General features: G+C 46.7%; 1 protein-coding gene. It reads left to right on the top strand.

Translation table 11 applies throughout. The features are described 5' to 3' along the window. Positions 1-139 precede the first annotated feature (139 nt). On the top strand, positions 140-931 hold the full coding sequence (locus R7Q09_RS24400; protein WP_318143727.1) for an FCD domain-containing protein: 792 nt from the start codon (positions 140-142) through the stop codon (positions 929-931). Positions 932-1,036 lie beyond the last annotated feature (105 nt).

The raw sequence follows: 1,036 nt of genomic DNA, 5'->3' as shown, positions 1-1,036 counted from the left end.
AACTGGTTGAGAAGATCAAAGCAGTTAAGTAATTCACAAAGTAATTAGTAATAAACAATCGAAAACAAGGTGTTACCACATTCTGGTACATAGAGGTTGACCAATTATTATTGGTCGTTATGATGGCGTGAGAAGTTAGATGGAATATAGTGATAATATCATCATGATGCCTTTTGAACCGAAAAGACCGTATCAAGAGATCGGTTTAGTCCTTAGACAAGAACTTATCAATGGCCGTTACGTGGTCGGAGATAGGCTGCCGCCTGAGCGCGATATCGCAGAACGTCTCGACGTTAGCCGCACAGTAGTGCGTGAAGCGATCATCATGCTGGAGCTGGAAAACCTTGTCGAAGTGAAGAAAGGTTCTGGAGTGTATGTCATCAATATTCCATCTCAACCGAACTCCCGTGAGAACGTGATCAGCGATGATGCCGGTCCGTTTGAAATGCTCCAAGCTCGCCAGTTGCTTGAAAGTAACATTGCGGAATTTGCAGCGATGCAAGTAACGCCTGGCGACATCGTGAAAATGCGTGCAGCCCTTGAGTTAGAACGAGAAGAACTTGCCAGTGGCACCGCAGATTGCAACGGTGATGAGAAGTTTCACATGTGCATTGCAGAGGCAACTCAAAACTCTGTGCTGGTGGACATGTTGAAGCAATCTTGGGAGCGACGCGAGAGCAGCCCAATGTGGAAGAAACTTCATTCTCACATTGCTGGTCAAGACTACCGTGAAGAGTGGTTAGACGATCACGCCAAAATCCTTGCCGCATTGCAGCGTAAAGATCCAAACGCTGCAAAAAATGCCATGTGGCAACACCTTGAAAACGTTAAACAGCGCCTGTTGGAGCTGTCTGACATCGATGACCCGAATTTTGATGGTTACTTATTCAGTTCCAACCCTGTTGTTCTGCAGGGTGCTGAAAACGGTTAACCACCTTGCCGGCTTCGGTCGGCTCTAGTCAGCGCAGCTGCATTATCGTGGCTGCATATTAAGAAGTCGTTGTGCACTTAGCTTGATAAATTCGAGCGGGCTGAG

The organism is Vibrio sp. 2130-1 (assembly GCF_033339515.1).
The sequence above is the reverse complement of the archived record's forward strand: the minus strand, read 5'-3'. Positions and strand labels throughout refer to the sequence as shown.